General features: G+C 64.1%; 14 protein-coding genes and 1 pseudogene. 8 read left to right on the top strand and 7 right to left on the bottom strand.

From position 1 onward, the window contains the following. Both RAD10_RS33460 and RAD10_RS33455 read right to left on the bottom strand, forming a co-directional pair. A complete protein-coding gene (locus tag RAD10_RS33460) occupies positions 1-1,290 on the bottom strand; it encodes an acyl-CoA dehydrogenase family protein (RefSeq protein WP_461620759.1) in 1,290 nt (429 codons plus the stop codon). A gap of 12 nt (positions 1,291-1,302) precedes the next feature. After that, positions 1,303-2,100, bottom strand: coding sequence for an alpha/beta fold hydrolase (locus RAD10_RS33455; RefSeq protein WP_461620758.1), 798 nt, complete (start codon positions 2,098-2,100; stop codon positions 1,303-1,305). A gap of 212 nt (positions 2,101-2,312) precedes the next feature. On the opposite strand from RAD10_RS33455, the gene RAD10_RS33450 reads away from it, so the two are divergent. The 4 genes from RAD10_RS33450 (at position 2,313) to RAD10_RS33435 (ending at position 7,709) form a co-directional block, all read left to right on the top strand. Beyond that, positions 2,313-3,074 (top strand): SDR family NAD(P)-dependent oxidoreductase, encoded by a 762-nt coding sequence (locus tag RAD10_RS33450; RefSeq protein WP_461620757.1) that lies wholly within the window; start codon positions 2,313-2,315, stop codon positions 3,072-3,074. 43 nt (positions 3,075-3,117) lie between these two features. Next, positions 3,118-3,954: an enoyl-CoA hydratase family protein gene (locus RAD10_RS33445; RefSeq protein ID WP_461620756.1), complete on the top strand. Its 837-nt coding sequence runs from the start codon at positions 3,118-3,120 to the stop codon at positions 3,952-3,954. A gap of 97 nt (positions 3,955-4,051) precedes the next feature. Next, positions 4,052-6,403, top strand: a complete 2,352-nt coding sequence (locus RAD10_RS33440; RefSeq protein ID WP_461620755.1) for a bifunctional salicylyl-CoA 5-hydroxylase/oxidoreductase — start codon at positions 4,052-4,054, stop codon at positions 6,401-6,403. Between the two features lie 55 nt (positions 6,404-6,458). Next, positions 6,459-7,709 carry a flavin-dependent oxidoreductase gene (locus RAD10_RS33435; RefSeq protein WP_461620754.1) on the top strand — a complete coding sequence of 417 codons (1,251 nt, stop codon included), beginning with the start codon at positions 6,459-6,461 and terminating at the stop codon, positions 7,707-7,709. A 9-nt stretch (positions 7,710-7,718) separates the two neighbouring features. On the opposite strand, the gene RAD10_RS33430 is transcribed toward RAD10_RS33435, so the two are convergent. Then, positions 7,719-8,177, bottom strand: a complete 459-nt coding sequence (locus RAD10_RS33430) for a cupin domain-containing protein (RefSeq protein ID WP_018319243.1) — start codon at positions 8,175-8,177, stop codon at positions 7,719-7,721. 28 nt (positions 8,178-8,205) lie between these two features. Continuing rightward, positions 8,206-9,381, bottom strand: coding sequence for an ABC transporter substrate-binding protein (locus RAD10_RS33425; protein WP_461620753.1), 1,176 nt, complete (start codon positions 9,379-9,381; stop codon positions 8,206-8,208). Between the two features lie 251 nt (positions 9,382-9,632). Between RAD10_RS33425 and RAD10_RS33420 the strand changes: the two genes are divergently transcribed. The 3 genes from RAD10_RS33420 to RAD10_RS33410 all read left to right on the top strand — a co-directional run bounded on the left by RAD10_RS33420 (position 9,633) and on the right by RAD10_RS33410 (position 12,460). Continuing rightward, complete coding sequence (locus RAD10_RS33420; protein WP_018319244.1) at positions 9,633-10,151, top strand: MarR family winged helix-turn-helix transcriptional regulator; 519 nt, start codon at positions 9,633-9,635, stop codon at positions 10,149-10,151. Positions 10,152-10,288: 137 nt separating this feature from the next. After that, entirely contained in the window at positions 10,289-11,980 is a 1,692-nt protein-coding gene (locus tag RAD10_RS33415; protein ID WP_461620752.1) for a benzoate-CoA ligase family protein, read from the top strand. Between the two features lie 21 nt (positions 11,981-12,001). Then, entirely contained in the window at positions 12,002-12,460 is a 459-nt protein-coding gene (locus RAD10_RS33410) for a RidA family protein (protein ID WP_461620751.1), read from the top strand. Between the two features lie 51 nt (positions 12,461-12,511). Here the strand turns inward: RAD10_RS33410 and RAD10_RS33405 are convergent, their stop codons facing one another. Beyond that, the gene (locus RAD10_RS33405) at positions 12,512-13,240 is read right to left on the bottom strand and encodes a CBS domain-containing protein (RefSeq protein ID WP_461620750.1); all 729 of its coding nucleotides are present in this window, start codon (positions 13,238-13,240) and stop codon (positions 12,512-12,514) included. 212 nt (positions 13,241-13,452) lie between these two features. On the opposite strand from RAD10_RS33405, the pseudogene RAD10_RS33400 reads away from it, so the two are divergent. After that, positions 13,453-15,307 (top strand): annotated as a pseudogene (locus RAD10_RS33400) (PHA/PHB synthase family protein). Here the strand turns inward: RAD10_RS33400 and RAD10_RS33395 are convergent. Further along, positions 15,304-16,275 (bottom strand): CHAD domain-containing protein, encoded by a 972-nt coding sequence (locus RAD10_RS33395; RefSeq protein WP_461620749.1) that lies wholly within the window; start codon positions 16,273-16,275, stop codon positions 15,304-15,306. The pseudogene RAD10_RS33400 and the gene RAD10_RS33395 overlap by 4 nt on opposite strands. 25 nt (positions 16,276-16,300) lie before the next feature. Beyond that, the gene (locus tag RAD10_RS33390) at positions 16,301-17,833 is read right to left on the bottom strand and encodes a bifunctional aminoglycoside phosphotransferase/ATP-binding protein (RefSeq protein WP_461620748.1); all 1,533 of its coding nucleotides are present in this window, start codon (positions 17,831-17,833) and stop codon (positions 16,301-16,303) included. Positions 17,834-17,965 lie beyond the last annotated feature (132 nt).

Raw genomic sequence — 17,965 nt, 5'->3', positions numbered from 1 at the left:
TCAGTCGTCCGTCTCGCCGATCTCATACAGCGCCTCGCGTCCGATCCGGTCGAGGCAGAGCTCGGCGGTCCAGGGCAGCATCAGCGAGCCGCAGCGGCTGTCGCGGTAGATCCGCTCCAGCGGCAGCGATCGCAGCATGGCCTGACCGCCGCAGGTGCGGATCGCCAGCGCGGCGAGCTCGTTGGCGCCTTCCATCACCGAATATTGCGCGGCATAGGCCCGCAGCACCTGCTCCTTGCTCGGATTGGCGCAGGCTTCGGTGACCGCCTGGAACCAGATCGCCTTGATCTGTTCGAGCTTGATCTGCATCTGCGCGACCGCGATCTGCTTGGTCGGGTACATCCGACGCTTGACCGGCGGCATGCCCGGCACTTCGCCGCGCAGATAGCGCACGGTGAAGTCATAGGCGGCTTGAGCCAGGCCCATATAGGTCGGCGACAGCGTCAGGAACATGTGCGGCCAGCGCATCGCGGCCTGGAAATAGACGCCGCGCGGCATCAGTGCAGAATCGGCCGGCACGAACACGTCCTTGAACAGGAGCGTCCGCGAAACAGTTCCGCGCATGCCGAGCGGGTCCCAGTCACCGACGACAGAGACGCCTTCGGACTTGGCTGATATCGCGAGGTAAAGCGTGTTGCGGCGAGACGCCTTCTCGCCTTCCTCGATCTCAGTGCAGAGCACGCCGTAATAGTCGGCGTGGCCGGAGAGCGATGCAAAAATCTTCTTGCCGTTGACGATCCAACCGCCCTCGACCGGCCTTGCTTCCGTGCCGAAGGCGACACCGCCTGCGGCGGCCGCTCCACCCTCGGAGAAGGGTTGCGAATAGATCGCACCGTCTTCGACGATGCGCTTGTAGTGGACTGCGCGACGCCGCTCGTGCTCGGCGCGGGTCTCCGCGTCCATGTCGAGATCGTCGGCGAGGGGCCCTGACCACAGGGTCGAGCACACGTGCATGTTCCAGGTCAGCGCGGTCGCGCCGCAATAGCGGCCGATCTCGGCAGCTGCCAAAGCATAGGTCTGGTAGTTCGCGCCGAGCCCGCCGTGTTTCTTGGGCACGGCAATGCCGAGCAGACCGACGCGGTGCAGGTCGCGATAATTCTCGATCGGAAAGGTCGCCTCGCGATCGTAAGTGGCGGCGCGAGCGGCGAACACGGTTTGGCCGATCTCCCTTGCGCGGGTGATGATGCCGGCCTGCTCGTCGCTGAGGCGGAATGCAACGGGATCGAAGATCGGCGCATCCAGCGCCACCTTGTCGGTCGTGCCGATCGTCTTGCTGACTTGCATGGTCATTGCGCAGTCACCTTACGCTTTGGTCGCGAGAGAGTTCAGGAACCGGCCGAGGGCCTCGTCAAAGGCCTCGGGGCGCTCGAGGTTGGCGAGATGGCCGACGCCGGCGAGCTCGACATACTCAGCACCAGGGATGTAGCTCGCCGTCTTTGCCATCATGGGCGCGGGCGCATTGTTGTCCTTGGAACCGGACAGCAGCAGCGTGGGGACGGAAATATCTCCAAGCGTGCTGCGCTGATCGAAGCCGATGAGAGCCAGCATCATGGCGCGATAGCTTGCCTCCGGCACGCTTCCCATGCATTCGCGTGCAAGCTCCATCCCGGCCGGATCGGGATCGTCGCCGACAAGCTCCTTCACCAGCGAGGGCGCCAGCGACTTCATCGTCTCTCCGCGATCGAGCGGCCCGAGCCGCGCCGCGATGAACGATTTCTGCCAGTCGCCATCGGCCTTGCCGAAGGCTGGGCTGGTCTGCGCCAGCACGACCGTGCGTGCCGGTTTCGGTGATTGCACCAGCCACTTCTGCACGATCATGCCGCCGATCGAGTGACCGACCAGAATGGGTCTGGCTGCGCCGAGTTGTTCGATGAATTGCTGGAGCGCCTCAGCCAGGGCAGCGATGCTGACGCTGGCGAGCGGTGCCGATCTGCCGTAACCCGGCATATCCCATGCGATTGCGCGGAAGCGGCCGCCGAACGTGGCAAGTTGCCGCCGCCAGGCCCGCGCTGCGCCGCCGATGCCATGCAGGAAAATCAGAGGTATCGCATCCGGATCGCCCGCGGCTTCGTAGGCGAAGCGTCCGTCCTTTGTTATCATTGGCGCAGGCTGCGACACGCGACATCCTTTTGCTTGGCCCTCGATGCTAACAGGCCTGTGGGGGATGGGAAGCGATAATTTTATACTTAAAGCAATTTTCGGGCCGCCCTCTGCGCCGTGACGTTTGAGGTGGCGAGCGCCGCTTTCGTTGCAAAAATTTGAAGGTTAAAATATATCGGAGGAACGATCATTGGATCCGAGGGAGCCAGCGCATGTCCGGATTGCCGCACTCGCCGCACGCACTGGTGACCGGTGGTGGCCGCGGCATCGGCCGTGCGATCGCGGCGTCTCTCGTCAGTGCCGGGGCCATCGTGACGGTGCTTGGCCGGAATGCGGCGAGCCTCGCAGAGGCGGTCGACGCCGGCGCCGCGCATTTTGCGGCCGTCGCCGATGTTTCGGACGAAACGTCGTTGAAGGCCGCTATTAGCGAGGCCAGCGCGCGGCAGCCGATTGATATCCTGATTGCCAATGCAGGCAGCGCCGAATCGGCGCCTTTCGCGAAGTCAGACGCCGCTCTTTTTGCACGCATGATGGATGTCAATTTCATGGGCGTGGTCCACGCCGTCCGTGCCGTGCTGCCGGGCATGAAAGATCGTCCCTATGGCCGTATTGTCGCGGTCGCGTCGACGGCGGGGCTGAAGGGCTATGCCTATGTCAGCGCATACAGCGCGGCCAAGCATGCCGTGATCGGTCTGGTGCGCTCCCTTGCCATCGAGATGGCCGGAAGCAATGTCACCGTGAATGCGGTGTGTCCCGGCTTTACCGACACCGATCTCGTCGCCGGCAGCATCGAGAACATCATGAACAAGACGGGGCGTAGTCGCGAGCAGGCGATCGCTGAGCTCGCGAAACATAATCCGCAAGGGCGCCTGATCGCACCTCGGGAAGTGGCAGACGCGGTTCTTTGGTTGTGCGGCGAGGGGGCCGGCGCGATCACCGGGCAGGCGATTGCCGTGGCCGGGGGCGAGGTCTAGCCTGAATGGCGCAGGCGCGGAACAACGAAGCCAAGGAGATCGCATGAGCAGACCAGCAAATCCCGTCACCATTCCGCTCGCGGACTATTCGCCGCAGCACTTCGTGCTGGCGGTGGTCGACGGCGTCGCGACGGTCACGCTCAACCGGCCCGAACGAAAGAATCCGCTGACGTTTGAAAGCTACCGGGAACTGACCGATTTCTTCCGCGCTTGCGCGTTCGACGACGAGGTCAAATCCATCGTCGTCACCGGCGCCGGCGGCAATTTCTCGTCCGGTGGTGACGTGTTCGAGATCATCGGCCCGCTGGTGAAGATGGACACCAAGGGGCTGACGGCCTTCACGCGGATGACCGGCGATCTCGTCAAGGCGATGCGGGCCTGCCCGCAGCCGATCATAGCCGCGGTCGAGGGCATCTGTGCCGGGGCCGGTGCGATCGTCGCCATGGCATCGGACATGCGCCTCGCGGCGAGCGGGACCAAGGTTGCTTTCCTGTTCAACAAGGTGGGCCTTGCCGGTTGCGACATGGGCGCCTGCGCGATCCTGCCGCGGATCATCGGGCAGTCCCGCGCCTCCGAGCTGCTCTACACCGGCCGGTTCATGACCGCGGAGGAGGGTGAGCGCTGGGGCTTCTTCAGCCGCATCGTGACGTCGGAGCAGGTGCTGTCCCAGGCGCAGGTCCTGGCCAAGCAGATCGCGGAAGGACCGACCTTCGCCAACACCATGACCAAGCGGATGCTGGCGATGGAATGGGCAATGTCGGTCGAGGAGGCGATCGAGGCGGAAGCCGTTGCCCAGGCCCTGTGCATGACCACGGCCGATTTCGAGCGCGCCTTCCAGGCCTTCGCCAGCAAGGTCAAGCCGGTATTCAGGGGCGACTAAACGGCGTCTTTGTCCGAGCCGGCCAGCAACGGGGACTTGCGCGAAATTATTTTAGGCTTAAAATAGTTTCATGGCCGGGTGAATTGGCGAGGCTCCCATGAAAGTCGCGATCATCGGTGGCGGACCTGCGGGTCTTTACGCTGCGATCCTGCTCAAGAAGCAGCGCCCGGGCGCCGACATCACGGTGTATGAGCGCAATCGAGCCGACGACACCTTCGGCTTCGGCGTGGTGTTCTCGGATGCCACGCTGGATAATTTCGAAAAACACGATCTGCCGAGCTATCGCCGCATCACCCAGGAATTCGCCTACTGGGACGACATCGCCGTGCATTTCCGCGGCACCGTCCACCGGGTCGGCGGTAACGGCTTTTGCGGCTGCTCGCGGCGAAAGCTGCTCCTGATCCTTCAGGAGCGGGCCCGCGAGCTCGGCGTCGTCCTGCATTTCGAAGTGGATGTCGACGACGAGTCCCGCTTCGCCGACGCCGATCTCGTCCTGATCGCCGACGGCATCAACAGCCGCTTCCGCGAGAAATACATCGATCATTTCCAGCCGGAGGTCGACCTCCGCTCCAACAAGTTCGCCTGGATGGGCTCGACCAAGCCGCTCGATGCCTTCACCTTCATCTTCCAGGAGACCGACTGGGGGCCGTTCATCGCCCACGCCTATCAGTATGAGGCCGGACACTCGACCTGGATCTTCGAGACCGATCCCGAGACGTTCGAGCGGGCGGGCCTCACGGGGCTGGACGAGACGCAGTCCGCCGCGCGGATGGCCGAGATTTTTGGCTGGTTTCTCGATGGACACAAGCTGCTCATCAACCGTTCGATGTGGCGCAATTTCCCGATGATCCGCAGCAAGCGCTGGGTCAAGGATAACATGGTGCTGCTCGGCGATGCCAAGGCGAGCGCGCATTTTTCGATCGGCTCCGGCACCAAGCTCGCGATGGAAGACGCGATTGCGCTGGCCGAGGCGATGCAGAACGCTCCCAGCATCAAGGCGGCGCTTGATGTCTACGAGCACGGCCGCCGTGAGGAGGTCGAGAAGACGCAGCATGCTGCCGACGTCTCGCTGGTCTGGTTCGAGCATGTCGACCGCTTCTGGGATTTTGATCCCGTGCAGTTTGCCTTCGGCGTGATGACGCGCTCGAAGGCGATCACCTATGACAATCTCAAGCTCCGCGCGCCCGATTTCGTGGCCGAGGTCGAGAAGTCATTTGCCAAACAGGTTCGCGACAGCGGCTTTGACGTCGACACGAAAAAGCCGGCGGTGCCGTTGTTCCAGCCGTTCCGCCTGCGCGAGATGGAGATCGCCAACCGCGCCGTGATGTCGCCGATGTGCATGTATTCGGCCAAGGAGGGCGTGCCGACCGACTTCCACCTCGTGCATTACGGATCGCGCGCGATCGGTGGCGCCGGCCTGATCTTCACGGAGATGACCTGCGTCAGCCGCGATGCCCGGATCACGCCCGGCTGCGCCGGCCTGTGGAACGACGAGCAGGAGGCGGCGTGGCGGCGCATCGTGGACTTCGTCCACGGCAATTCGGCCGCAAAGATCTGCCTGCAACTCGGCCATGCCGGCCGCAAGGGTGCGACCAAGCTGATGTGGGACGGCATGGACCGCCCGCTGGACGAAGGCGGCTGGGACGTGTTCTCCGCATCGCCACTGCCCTACTTCCCCGACAGCCAGGTGCCGCGCGAGCTCGATCGCGCCGGCATGAACGCAGTGAGGGACGCTTTCGTTGCGTCGGCTGAGCGCGGCGAGCGCTGCGGCTTCGACATGTTGGAGCTGCATTGTGCCCACGGCTATCTGCTCGCCAGCTTCATCTCGCCGCTGACGAACACCAGGACGGACGAATACGGCGGCTCGCTCGACAACCGTCTGCGCTTCCCGCGCGAGATCTTCGAGGCGCTCCGCGCGGTCTGGCCGTCGCACAAGCCGATGTCGGTACGTATCTCCGCGACCGACTGGGCTGACGGCGGCATCACCGGCGACGATGCGGTGGCGGTTGCGCGCGCTTTCGCCGAAGCGGGGGTCGATCTGGTCGACGTCTCGACCGGGCAGACCGTCCGTGATTCACAGCCGATCTACGGCCGCATGTTCCAGACGCCATTCTCGGACCAGGTCCGCAACGAGGCGCGCGTCGCCACGATGTGCGTCGGCAACATCACGACCGCGGACCAGGCCAACACCATCCTGGCCGCCGGCCGGGCGGATCTCGTGGCGCTTGGGCGGCCGCATCTGGTCGATCCGTTCTTCACCATGAGGGCGGCGGCCTGGTACGGGGCAAAGGACGCGTTCTGCCCGCCGCAATATCTGCCCGGAATGGATCAGATTTTCCGCAACAGCGTCCGCGATCGGCAGGATCTGGAGGAGCTGCGCATTAAGGCTAAGCCCAAGACCCGGGCCGAGCTCAAGGCGGAGGCGACAAAGCCGCTTGCGGCGGAGTAACCGCCCGTGCGACGTTAACCTCATTGCCTGGCATGTTTCGAGTGGAGTAAGGGCGATGAAGGCGATTATCGTCGGTGGCGGCATCGGTGGCCTCACCACGGCGCTGATGCTGCGTTCGCGTGGCATCGGATGCGAGATCTTCGAGCAGGCTGACACCATTCGTGAGCTCGGCGTCGGCATCAATACGTTGCCGCATGCCATGCGCGAGCTTGCCGGACTCGGCCTGCTCCAGAAGCTCGATGATGTCGCGATCCGCACCGATCAGCTCTATTATCTCAACCGCCACGGCCAGGAGGTCTGGCGCGAAGCCCGCGGCATCGACGCCGGTCACGACGTGCCGCAATTCTCGATTCATCGCGGCCGGCTTCAGGGCGTCATCCATCGCGCCGTCGAGGAGCGGCTCGGGCACGAGGCGATCCACACTGGCTGCCGCCTCGGCGCCTTCACGCAGGACGAGGGCGGCGTCACCGCTTACTTCTTCGATCGTGCCGGCGCGCATGTCCACACCACGCGCGGCGACATCCTGATCGGCGCCGATGGCATCCATTCCCGCGTTCGCGACACGCTGTTCCCGAACGAGGGACCGCCGTGCTGGAACGGCTTGATGCTGTGGCGCGGTGCGCGCGACTGGCCGCTGTTCCTCACCGGCAAATCGATGATCGTGGCCGGCGGCCTCAATGCCAAGGTGGTGATCTATCCGATCGCGGATGGATCGAGCCCGGCGAGCCGCCTGACCAACTGGGCCGTGCTGGTGAAGGTGGGCGAGGGCAATGCGCCACCGCCGCGGAAAGAAGATTGGTCGCGGCCGGGCCGCCGCGAGGAACTGATGCCGCACGTCGCGCGCTTCTCGGTGCCCTATGTCGACGTGCGGAGCCTGATCTCGGCGACGCCCGAATTCTACGAATATCCGACCTGCGACCGCGATCCGTTGCCATACTGGTCATCCGGGCGCGTCACGCTGCTCGGCGACGCCGCGCATCCCATGTATCCGGTCGGCTCCAACGGTGCGTCGCAGGCGATCCTCGATGCGCGCTGCCTTGCTGATGCGTTGGTGCGCGCCGAGCATCCGCGCCAGGCGCTGCTCGAATACGAGAAGAAGCGCCTGCCGATGACGGCGGATATCGTGCGCTCCAACCGGCGCGGCGGCCCCGAGGGCGTCATCGACGCCGTCGAGCAGCTCGCCCCTGATGGATTCGACAATGTCGACAACGTGCTGAGCTATTCCCAGCGCGAGGCCATCGTGCGTGGCTATGCGACCAAGGCCGGCTTCGCCGCGGTGCCGGGGCTCGCGGCGGTGCGCGCTTGAGACCTGCCGCTAACCAGCGCCGGGAGGCGGCGGCAGGAAGTGGATGTTGAACTCGGCGGCCATCGCCACCACGTCCTCGGGCTTCTGCTCCTTCATGTTGTGAAGGCCCCAGAACAGGTCGAACAGCTTTTTGGTGGGCGACACCCAGAACAGCACCTTTGCGGTCTGCTCCGACTTGTTGAAGATGCCGTGCGGCACGCCCATGCCGAGCCGGATCAGGTCGCCGGCGGTGGCCTGCGACTCGGAATTGCCGAGCATGAAGTCGAGCTTGCCCTCCAGCATGTAGAGATACTCGTCCTGGTCGGGATGAATGTGCGGCGGCACGAACGTGCCCGGCGGCAAGGTCGCATGCCAGGAGAAACTGTGCTCTGTCTTGCTCTTCGGCACGTAGGTCTGGCCGAGGATATTCCAGGAAATGCCCTGGATCCCCTCATTGGCGCGCGTGATGCCGGTGATTTCGCTGCTCATTGAAGTCCTCCCGTAACCCGTCGCGGCTTTAGTTCGCCGCCTTACAGTCCTTGGCGTAGCGGTCGCCGTAATTCTCGAAGACCTTCTGCACGATCTCGGTCTGGAACTTGCCGTCCGGACGCTTGGCGACCTTGGTCAGATAAAAATCCTGGATCGGATAGCCGTTGGTGTTGAACTTGAAGGTGCCGCGCAGCGAGGTGAAGTCGGCCTTCTTCAGTGCAGCCCCGACCGCGTCCTTGTTCGAGAGGTCGCCCTTCACGGCCTTGACCGCGCTGTCGATCAGCATCGCGGCGTCATACGCCTGGAAGGCGTAGGTGCCGGGCACGACGTTATAGGCGGCTTCATAGGACGCGACGAACTTCTTGTTCTGGGGATTGTCGAGATTGGGCGCCCAGTTGGCGCCGCCAAACATGCCGACGGCCGCGTCCTGCTGCGCCGGCAAGGTGGATTCATCCACCGTGAACGCCGAGAGCACCGGAATGCTGTCGGCGAGGCCGGCCTGCCGGTACTGCTTGACCAGATTGACGCCGAGGCCACCCGGCATGAACGTGAAGAGCGCATCGGGCTTCTGCGAGGAGATCTTGGAAAGCTCCGGCTGGAAGTCCAGCGTGTTGAGCGGCATGTAGGATTCCTCGACGATCTCGCCCTTGTAGTCGAGCTTGAAGCCCGCCACCGAATCCTTGCCGGCCTGATAGTTAGGCACCATCAGGTACATGCGCTTGTAGCCGCGATCCTGCGCGACGTTGCCGAGGATCTCGTGCACCTGATCGTTCTGATACGAGGTCACATAGAAGAACGGGTTGCAGTCCTTGCCGGCAAAGGTCGACGGGCCCGCGTTGGGGCTGATCAGAAAGGTCTTCGATTCCGTCACGGGCCGGTGGATCGCCTGCAGGATGTTGGAGAAGATTGGGCCGATCACGAAGTCGACCTTGTCGCGTTCGAGCAGACCCTTGACCTTGGTCACCGCCGCGTCCGGCTTCAGTTCGTCATCGACCACGACGACCTCGACGTCACGGCCGCCCATCTTGCTGCCGAGGTCCTTTACGGCGAGCGCAAAGCCGTCGCGAACCTGCTGGCCAAGCGCTGCGGCTGGGCCCGACAGGGTCACGATCACCCCGAGCTTGATCTTCTCCTGGGCGAGGACGGGGGTCACGGCGGTGCCGAGCAGCAGGGCAGTTGCGGCCAAGGTCAATTGCGTCTTCATGATCTGTCCCCCGTGACATCAGGGCTTGCGCTGCAAGCCGCGTACTCTGATCCAAGCTTATGCCGATGATGGCGGCCGCGGCAAGCAGCGCTCAGTGTGTCGTCATCCCGCGGCAGCGGCGCATGCAAGCGGCGCGCCAATTATTTGAAGCCTAAAGAAAGTAGCGTGCGGTCGATTGTTGCAGCTTTGGACTTGCGGCCGGCGTCGATTTATTTGAAGCTCAAAATGTTGGGGAATCCGTGCCGGCGCCAATGCCCGCCGAGAGTGAACGCACCGAGATGCTCGATTCCGAGACCAAGGCCGTCGAAACGCCGGAAGACCATGCCGACGAGCTTCGGCTGTGGCTGCGCCTTCTGACCTGCACCACCCTGATCGAGGGCGAGGTTCGCGGCCGGTTGCGGCAGCGGTTCGACGTCACGCTGCCCCGCTTTGATCTCATGGCTCAGCTCGACAAGGCGCCTGACGGCATGACGCTGTCCGATGTCTCCAAGCGGATGATGGTGTCCAACGGCAATGTGACCGGTCTCGTCGAGCGCCTCGTGGAATCCGGCCATCTCGACCGCCGTACCTCGGAGACGGATCGCCGGGTCCAGGTGATCCGTCTCACGAAACTCGGTCGCGCCGAGTTCCGCAAGATGGCCGCGGAGCACGAGACCTGGATCGCCGATCTCTTCGCCGACCTCTCGCCAAAGGATGTGCGCGAATTGATGCGGCTGCTCGCCAAGACCAAGGCGTCGGCGCAGAAATCGGCCGCGCGCCGCCGGCCGTAAGAACCGCCACCCAATCCCTTTTGCCGCAGGAAAAAGCACGGGGTGCCCAAAATCCGCTATTGCGCCAAATTGTTTTAAGCCTAAAATGTTTCCCAGATCGTGCTGCCGGGTGCAATCCATGCTGAAAGGAGCGTGCGATGGCCAACGCCGCCAAGATTCAAGTGTCGGGCTCGCATGACGGTAACGCTGCGACGGCCCATGTCGATACGTTTGCGCGGCAGCATCTGCCGCCACGCGAGCTCTGGCCGGAGTTCATCTTCACGCGGCCGGAGCTGCGCTATCCGCCGCGATTGAACTGCGTCAGTTATTTCCTCGATCGCTGGGTCGAGCAGGGACATGGCGAAGCACCCTGCGTCATCAGCCCCGCCGTCAGTTACACCTATCGCGAGCTGCAAGCGCTGGTGAACCGCATCGCCAACGTGCTGGTCGGCAAGCTCGGTCTCATCCCCGGCGGGCGTGTGCTATTGCGCTCGGCCAACAACCCGATGATGGTCGCGACCTATCTCGCAGTCATCAAGGCCGGCGGCATTGTCGTGGCCACGATGCCGCTCTTGCGCGCCAAGGAGCTGTCCTATCCGATCCAGAAGGCGGAGATTGCGCTGGCGCTGTGCGACGGAAAGCTCGCCGAGGAAATGGAGAAGGCAAAAGCTGCGGCGTCGAATCTCAAGCGAGTTGTTTATTGGGGCAATGGCGCGGCGGACTCGCTCGAAGCGCTCAGCGCCGACGCGAGCCCGGAGTTCAAGGCCATCGATACCGCCTCCGACGACGTCTGCCTGATCGCCTTCACCTCCGGCACGACAGGCGATCCCAAGGGCACCATGCATTTCCATCGCGACATGCTTGCGGTCTGCGACGGCTATGCGCACAACATCCTGCGGGCCGAACAGAAGGATCGCTTCGTCGGCTCGGCGCCGCTCGCGTTCACGTTCGGCTTCGGCGGTGTGCTGTTTCCGATGCATATCGGCGCCTCCTTCGTCGTGCTGGAAAAGACGACGCCGGACGATATCCTGACGGCGATCGAGCAATGCAAGACCACGGTCTGCTTCACGGCGCCGACCGCTTACCGCGCCATGATAGGCAAGCTGCCGGGCCGCGACATTTCCTCGCTTCGCAAATGTGTTTCCGCAGGCGAGACGCTGCCCAAGCCGACCTTCGACGCCTGGCTCAAGGCGACGGGGATCAAGCTGATGGACGGCATCGGCTCGACCGAATTGCTGCACATCTTCATCAGCGCGACCGAGGACGAGATCCGCCCCGGCGCAACGGGCAAGCCCGTGCCGGGCTATGAGGCCAAGATCGTCGACGATGACGGCCACGACGTGTCGCCGGGCACGATGGGAAACCTCGCGGTGCGCGGGCCGACAGGTTGCCGCTATCTCGCCGACGAGCGGCAGCGCAAATACGTCAGGAACGGCTGGAATATCACCGGCGACACCTACCTGATGGATAGCGACGGCTATTTCTGGTACCAGTCGCGCTCCGACGACATGATCGTGTCGGCCGGCTACAATATCGCGGGCACCGATGTCGAGGCGGCGCTGCTCACGCATCCGGCGGTCGCAGAGTGCGGCGTGGTCGGTGCCCCCGACGAGGCGCGCGGCATGATCGTGAAGGCCTATGTCGTCGCGACGTCCGGCGTGACGCCGGACGCAGAGCTCGTGACCGAGTTGCAGGAACATGTCAAACGCGAGATCGCGCCGTACAAATATCCGCGTGCCATCGAATTCGTGACACAACTCCCCAAGACCGAGACCGGAAAATTGAAGCGCTTTGCCCTGCGGCAACTGGCGCAGGCTACCGCAACGTCCTCAGGCGTCGCGGCGGAATGAGAAGAGGATGAAGAATTGTCCGTGACGACGCCGAAAGGCCCGCAACTCGCGGTGCTGCCGACAGCAGCCGATGATGACACCCGTTCGCGGGTGCAGGTGCTCCAGCCGTCGGGGTGGCCGATGCCGAAGGGCTATGCCAATGGCATGGCCGCTGAGGGGCGCATCGTCGTCACCGGCGGGGTGATCGGCTGGGATGCCGAAGAGCGTCTTGCCGACGGCTTCGTCGCACAGGTGCACCAGACCTTGAGCAACATCGCCGCGATCCTGGCCGAGGCAGGCGCGAGGCCCGAGCACCTCGTGCGGTTGACCTGGTACGTCGTCGACATGGACGAGTACCTGTCCAACCTGAAGGAGCTCGGCAAGGTCTACCGTGCCATCTTCGGCGCAAATTACCCGGCGATGGCGCTGGTGCAGGTGGTGCGCCTCGTGGAGAAGGCGGCGCGCGTCGAGATCGAGGCCACCGCCGTCATTCCGCGCTGAATCGCGTCTGGTTCAGCTCGCCCTGTCAGCTTGCCTTGCTAGCTTGTCTTGCTAGCTTGCCTTGGCGAGCTCGTCGTCCTCGGGCGAGTTCAGATAGACGCCCGACATGGTGTCGACCCAGCACAGATGGTCGTGCACCTTCTTCACGCCGTCGACGTTCTCGGCGGCCACCATCGCAGCCTGCCGCGTGCGCTCCTCGGTGATGACGCCGCTGAGGTGGACGATGCCGTCGCGGACGATGACGTTCAGCCCGAACGGGCACCAGTCGTTCTTCTCCATGGTGTCGATGATGCGGCTGCGAATGTGATCGTCGTCCGCCGTCGGATCCCGCACTTCGCGGGCGAGCCCCGCCACCGCCTGCAGCAGATTGGCACGGGATACGATCCCGACGACCTTGTCGCCGCGCACCACCGGCAGCCGCTTCACGTTGTTGCGCTCCATGAGGTCGACGATCTCGGCGAGCGCCGTATCCTCCGTGATGGTGACGACCGTGTCGGTCATCACCTCCGCGACCTTGCGGCCGTGCTCGTGGACGAAGTCGCTGGCGGATTTGCCCGGACCGAGGATGAACCGCAGCCAGCGGCCGCGCTTGCGCCCGGTGCCGATTTCGCTTCGGCGGATGAAATCTCCTTCCGACACGACGCCGATCAGCTTGCCGGTATCGTCGACCACCGTGAGACCGCTGACATGCCGCTTCAGCATGATATTTGCCGCCTCGACGATGCTGGTGTCGGGGGTGACCGAGATGACCGACCGGGTCATGATCTGGTGGGCGCGCATGGACAACTCCGCTGGCTTGTCGAATTTCGATGCGCCGAAAACTAGCTCGGGCATCGGGGGGCGGCTTGACTCAGGTCAATCGGACGAAGCCCGTCCGTCCCGATTAAGCAATCGTGATCCGCGCCCCGGATTTGATGCAGCTCAACGCCTCTGCGAGGCCCCGCCATATCCTGCTGCCGACGTAGACCAGAAGCCCTCGGGAACATTGAGCCATGAGCGTCGTGCAGATCTTTCCACGGGCCGAAGAGCCGGCGGCGCAGGCTCTTCCCGTCAATCCCGTCGCTGCTCCCGAAGCCTCGACGGTGAGCCCCGAAACTCCCGCAGGAGCGCCTGCCGCCGCCGATCCTCCGCCTGCATCGGAGCCATATCCGCTCGACCGCGCATTTCACGCGATGTTGGCGCGGTTCACAGGCGGGATTTCGCCGCTGGCCTTGTCGCTGGCCTGGCTCGACTGGAGCTCGCATCTGGCTGCGGCGCCGCAGCGCCAGCTGGAAATGTCCCGCAACGTCCTGCGTGACGCCGGCCGGTTGGCCGAAGCCGTCGCGCACGCGGCGTCATCGGAGCAAAAGCCGTGGTCCGTGATCCAGCCGCAGGGACGCGATCGCCGCTTCAGTGGACCGCAATGGGAGACCGCGCCGTTCAATCTGCTGGCGCAGGCGTTTTTGCTCGGAGAGCGCTGGTGGCACGATGCCACGACCGGCGTGCGCGGCGTGTCGCATGCAAATGAGGCCATCGTCGAGTTCTCGATGCGCCAGACGCTCGACATGCTGGCGCCGTCGAATTTCGCGGCGACCAATCCGAAGGTGCTGGAGAAGGCGTTCCAGAGTGGCGGGGAGAATTTCGTTTTCGGATGGCAGAACTGGTGCAGCGACCTGATGCGCCTGCTCTCCACGTCGAAAGCGGCGGACGGCGAGCAGTTTGTGGTCGGCAAATCGGTGGCGGCTTCGCCCGGCAAGGTCGTCTACCGTAACGAGCTGATCGAGCTGATCCAGTACCAACCGACCACGGCGCAGGTGCGACCAGAGCCGATCCTGATCGTGCCGGCCTGGATCATGAAGTACTACATCCTCGATCTCTCACCACAGAACTCGCTGGTCAGATATCTGACGGGTCAGGGTTTCACCGTGTTCGCGATCTCCTGGCGCAACCCGGATGCGACGGATCGGGGATCTCGCCTTCGACGACTATCGCAGGCTGGGGGTCATGGCGGCGCTGGACATGATCGGCCGCGTTATGCCGGGTCGGAAGACCCATGCGCTCGGCTATTGTTTGGGAGGTACATTGCTGTCGATCGCTGCCGCCGCGATGGAGCGCGACGGTGATAAGCGCCTTGGCACCGTTACTCTCCTTGCCGCCCAGACAGACTTCACCGAGGCCGGAGAGCTGACGCTTTTCATCAACGAGAGCCAGGTCGCCTTTCTCGAAGACATGATGTGGCAGCGCGGCTATCTCGACACGACCCAGATGGCCGGCGCCTTCCAGCTGCTGCGCTCCAACGAACTGATCTGGTCGCGTCTGTCACATGACTATCTGATGGGCGAGGGCGCGCCACTGAACGATCTGATGGCGTGGAACGCGGACGCAACGCGGCTGCCTTATCGCATGCATTCGGAATATCTGCGAAAGCTGTTCCTCGACAACGATCTGGCCGGGGGCCGCTATCACGTCGGCGGCAGGAACGTTTCGCTGTCGGATATTCACGCCCCGATGTTCGTGGTCGGCACGCTGGCCGATCACGTCGCGCCGTGGCGATCCGTTTACAAGATCCACTATCAGGTCGATGCCGACGTGACGTTCCTGTTGACCAGTGGCGGCCACAATGCCGGCGTCGTCGCGCCTCCCGACGAGCCCGGCCACAGCTATCAAGTGCTGAGCAAGGCCGAGGACGCGCCCTATGTCGGTGCGGACGAATGGCTGAAGCTGGCTCCGCGCGTCCAGGGGTCGTGGTGGCCGGAATGGACCAAATGGCTGGCGGCGCGCTCCGGCGCGCCCCGCGATCCGCCGTCGCTCGGGCTTGGCGACGCTCCCGGCCTGCCCGATGCGCCGGGGGACTACGTCCACACTTAAACCTCCGGCTCGGAATTCGGTGCGAGATCCGAGGAGCGGAAGGGTTTGGTCTTGTCCAGTTTGCGGTAGGCCGTTGACGCCGTCCGCAACAGCTTCTTTTCGCGCTCGCGGTTGTGGAATCGATTGCTGGCTTCGAGGCCGGCGCCGTTCAATGACGCCGCCAGCGCCCGTCCCCGTGCATCGTCGTTCAATCGTCCGAGCGACCGTTGCGCCTTGCGCAATTTCTTGAGGATCGATTTCTGTTTCGTCAGCGATTCCTCGGCGAACAGGTCCTGGAGCGACTCGATCGAATAGGTTAGCCGCTTGTTGAGAATCCGCAGCTTGTGTCGTTTCTCGACGTCGAGCTTGCGGAGTTTTCGCGCCTTCTTGAGCAGCGTCGTCTCCCACTCGGTCAGCTGCTCCGTGGCGTGGTCGGCGAGCGTGCAGCGGCGCAATCGCATGGCTTCCTTGCTGCGCCGGGTCGACCAGGGGCCGCGCTCGATCCAGATCGAGGTCTGCTCGACAAGGCGGCGATACCGCGCGGATTGTAGCGCGCGCGCAAGCAGGCGGTGGCTCTCGGCACGCTTTTCGTCCCAATGCTGAAGCTCGGCGACCACCGCAAGATCGTCGCCACTCTCGGCGACGATCCGCTCGATCGCCACGTCGAGGTCCCGCACCATGCCGAGCTGGCCGTTCAGCCATTTCAGTTCTGCCCAGACCTTCGGGCGCAGAGCGTCGTCGACCATCGGCGAGAAGAAGCGGATGGCAGTTCGCAGATGCGTCAACGCGATCCGGATCTGATGCAGCGCGTCGGGATCGCCGCGGCAGGTGCCGTCATGCTGGGCGAGCAAGGCATCGAGGTGACGGCGCGCGATGATGCGGAACGCCGTGTCGCAGGCCATGCCGGGGCTGAGGCGGCCGGGCAGGGCATTGCGCCTCGCCGCCGGCGTGGCGCGAACGGCCGTCGAGGTCGTGGTGGGTCGCGCCATCTTTGTCCGCGCCAATCAGATTGCCTTATTTGCTTTCAGCGATTGCGCCCCGGCAGTTCTGGAGCGTCTGCTCTTGTGTCCCGGATGCATCGATGGTCGCCCAGCCGACGTGACCGATATTATAGTGCTCTTGCTGCGCAGCAACCTCCTGTGTGGCGTCGGATGCGTCTCCCCGGCGGCCTCCGATCCGGATCTGCCGGGTCGCGAGGTCCGCAACCAGGAACAGGCCGTTCAGCGGCACCTTGCGCTCCCGCGCCAGTGCGGCGATCGCGTCCCGTTCGTCCTCGCGGGCGAACACGCCGTCGATGATCGCCGAATGGCCCTGCGCCAGCACCCGCCTCGCGTGCTGAGCCAGCGTGTCGTAGACGCGGGCCGCGTGCTCAGGCGTGTAGGCGGACGGCGGCAGGCGGTGCGTGTCCTCGACCCCGAACATCTGCTTGCGAATGAGGTCGCTGCGCAGCACGACGGCTCCCGGGGGTGGTGCGACGACGGGCGCGAGCGCGTGCGCCAGAACCGTCTTGCCGGTGCCTGACAGGCCGCCGACCGCAATAAGGCGCGGGGCGGCAGGATGGATCAGCGTCCCGGCGAGGTCAAAATAACGCTGTGCCTGGTCAAGGATGTCCGGGTCATCGGAATGCGGCGGCTTCAGCCGTGCCAGGGCCACCTGGGCGCGGATCGCCGCCCGGATGGACATGAACAGCGGCAGGGTCGAGAGCGCGTCGAGATTGTCGGCCGGCGTCGCGGCGAGATAGCGGTTCAGGACGATGTTGGCCGCATCTGGCTGATCGTGGTGCAACAGGTCCATCAGCGTGAATGCGAGATCGTAGAGCACGTCGACGGTTGCCATCTGCGCATCGAACTCGATGGCGTCGAACAGCACCGGCCGGTCATCAATCAGAACGATGTTTGCGAGATGCAGATCGCCATGGCAGCGGCGCACGAAGCCCTGACAGCCGCGCTCTGCGAGCAGCGGACGAACACGCAGGAATGCCTCGTGGGAGGCTTTGCCGAGCTTTTCGATGTCTGCCGCAGTGAAATGACCGCCGGCCCGCAGACCGTGACCGTTGCCGTCGATCAGGCCGGGGATGGAGGCGACCCATGCTTCGCCGTCCGCGCGTGTCGCCGCGCCGTGGGAAGCCACGATCGCATCGGCGGCAGCCGAGGCAAGGGCCGCATTCAGCGGGCCGGCCTTTGCCAAATGATCCAGCGTCCTGCTTTCGTCGAAGCGCGCCATCTCCACCGCATATTCGACCGGCTGGCCCTGTCCGTCGACCTTCAACGATCCGTCCCGCTCCTCGGTGATCGCAACGACCCGGTGGTAGATCTGTGGCGCCAGCGGCCGGTTGATCCGGATTTCCTCCTCGCAGGCCGCCTTACGTTTCTCGAGCGTCGAATAGTCGAGGAAGGGAAACTGCACAGCCCGCTTGATCTTCAGCGCTCGCTTGCCTTCGAGAAAGACCGAAGCTGCGTGCGTGTCGACCCGCTTCACGCCCGGATGCCTGCCCGAACCGGAGAGCGCCGCAAAGATCCGGTCCTGGGTCGCAGAATCGTCTGTCATTCCCGCTGGCACATCCAGATGCGTCGGAAGGCGGCCCGTCCGCCGACCAAGGTAACCCTTAGCAGCAGATCGCGGCCAGTCCTTGACGTCGGTTAACACCTGTTACTGGTGAACTGGACGAGGTTCCCTTGG

It is taken from the genome of Bradyrhizobium sp. 23AC (assembly GCF_054863025.1).
This window is presented reverse-complemented; position numbering and strand designations above follow the sequence as displayed.

Excerpts from the sequence above, each read along its gene's own strand:
- RAD10_RS33430 (WP_018319243.1), bottom strand. The coding sequence starts at position 8,177 with ATGAGCAGCGAAATCACCGGCATCACGCGCGCCAATGAGGGGATCCAG.
- RAD10_RS33425 (WP_461620753.1), bottom strand. The coding sequence starts at position 9,381 with ATGAAGACGCAATTGACCTTGGCCGCAACTGCCCTGCTGCTCGGCACC.
- RAD10_RS33435 (WP_461620754.1), top strand. The coding sequence starts at position 6,459 with ATGAAGGCGATTATCGTCGGTGGCGGCATCGGTGGCCTCACCACGGCG.
- RAD10_RS33450 (WP_461620757.1), top strand. The coding sequence starts at position 2,313 with ATGTCCGGATTGCCGCACTCGCCGCACGCACTGGTGACCGGTGGTGGC.
- RAD10_RS33455 (WP_461620758.1), bottom strand. The coding sequence starts at position 2,100 with ATGATAACAAAGGACGGACGCTTCGCCTACGAAGCCGCGGGCGATCCG.
- RAD10_RS33460 (WP_461620759.1), bottom strand. The coding sequence starts at position 1,290 with ATGACCATGCAAGTCAGCAAGACGATCGGCACGACCGACAAGGTGGCG.
- RAD10_RS33440 (WP_461620755.1), top strand. The coding sequence starts at position 4,052 with ATGAAAGTCGCGATCATCGGTGGCGGACCTGCGGGTCTTTACGCTGCG.
- RAD10_RS33420 (WP_018319244.1), top strand. The coding sequence starts at position 9,633 with ATGCCCGCCGAGAGTGAACGCACCGAGATGCTCGATTCCGAGACCAAG.
- RAD10_RS33405 (WP_461620750.1), bottom strand. The coding sequence starts at position 13,240 with ATGCGCGCCCACCAGATCATGACCCGGTCGGTCATCTCGGTCACCCCC.
- RAD10_RS33445 (WP_461620756.1), top strand. The coding sequence starts at position 3,118 with ATGAGCAGACCAGCAAATCCCGTCACCATTCCGCTCGCGGACTATTCG.
- RAD10_RS33390 (WP_461620748.1), bottom strand. The coding sequence starts at position 17,833 with ATGACAGACGATTCTGCGACCCAGGACCGGATCTTTGCGGCGCTCTCC.
- RAD10_RS33395 (WP_461620749.1), bottom strand. The coding sequence starts at position 16,275 with ATGGCGCGACCCACCACGACCTCGACGGCCGTTCGCGCCACGCCGGCG.
- RAD10_RS33415 (WP_461620752.1), top strand. The coding sequence starts at position 10,289 with ATGGCCAACGCCGCCAAGATTCAAGTGTCGGGCTCGCATGACGGTAAC.